This window comes from Neisseria sp. P0008.S010 (genome assembly GCF_051962715.1).
In the GTDB taxonomy this organism is placed as follows: Bacteria; Pseudomonadota; Gammaproteobacteria; order Burkholderiales; family Neisseriaceae; genus Neisseria; species Neisseria elongata.
Map to the genome: position 1 here is coordinate 1 of NZ_JBQCVA010000105.1, position 1,362 is coordinate 1,362.

General features: G+C 57.9%; 1 protein-coding gene. It reads left to right on the forward strand.

The genetic code is table 11. The features are described from left to right. Nucleotides 1–1,362: host specificity protein J (locus tag ACTHSL_RS12620; RefSeq protein WP_440381657.1), on the forward strand; the 1,362-nt coding region annotated here is incomplete at both ends.

Consider the following 1,362-nt stretch of genomic DNA (forward strand, 5'->3'; position numbering starts at 1 on the left):
CAAACATCGACCGTCTGCGCTTTACCTTCGGTGTACAGGCACTGGTGGAAACCACCTCAAAGGGTGACAGGAATCCGTCGGAAGTCCGCCTGCTGGTTCAGATACAACGTAACGGTGGCTGGGTGACGGAAAAAGACATCACCATTAAGGGCAAAACCACCTCGCAGTATCTGGCCTCGGTGGTGATGGGTAACCTGCCGCCGCTCCCGTTTAATATCCGGATGCGCAGGATGACGCCGGACAGCACCACAGACCAGCTGCAGAACAAAACGCTCTGGTCGTCATACACTGAAATCATCGATGTGAAACAGTGCTACCCGAACACGGCACTGGTCGGCGTGCAGGTGGACTCGGAGCAGTTCGGCAGCCAGCAGGTGAGCCGTAATTATCATCTGCGCGGGCGTATTCTGCAGGTGCCGTCGAACTATAACCCGCAGACGCGGCAATACAGCGGTATCTGGGACGGAACGTTTAAACCGGCATACAGCAACAACATGGCCTGGTGTCTGTGGGATATGCTGACCCATCCGCGCTACGGCATGGGGAAACGTCTTGGTGCGGCGGATGTGGATAAATGGGCGCTGTATGTCATCGGCCAGTACTGCGACCAGTCAGTGCCGGACGGCTTTGGCGGCACGGAGCCGCGCATCACCTGTAATGCGTACCTGACCACACAGCGTAAGGCGTGGGATGTGCTCAGCGATTTCTGCTCGGCGATGCGCTGTATGCCGGTATGGAACGGGCAGACGCTGACGTTCGTGCAGGACCGACCGTCGGATAAGACGTGGACCTATAACCGCAGTAATGTGGTGATGCCGGATGATGGCGCGCCGTTCCGCTACAGCTTCAGCGCCCTGAAGGACCGCCATAATGCCGTTGAGGTGAACTGGATTGACCCGAACAACGGCTGGGAGACGGCGACAGAGCTTGTTGAAGATACGCAGGCCATTGCCCGTTACGGTCGTAATGTTACGAAGATGGATGCCTTTGGCTGTACCAGCCGGGGGCAGGCACACCGCGCCGGGCTGTGGCTGATTAAAACAGAACTGCTGGAAACGCAGACCGTGGATTTCAGCGTCGGCGCAGAAGGGCTTCGCCATGTACCGGGCGATGTTATTGAAATCTGCGATGATGACTATGCCGGTATCAGCACCGGTGGTCGTGTGCTGGCGGTGAACAGCCAGACCCGGACGCTGACGCTCGACCGTGAAATCACGCTGCCATCCTCCGGTACCGCGCTGATAAGCCTGGTTGACGGAAGTGGCAATCCGGTCAGCGTGGAGGTTCAGTCCGTCACCGACGGCGTGAAGGTAAAAGTGAGCCGTGTTCCTGACGGTGTTGCTGAATACAGCGTATGGGAGC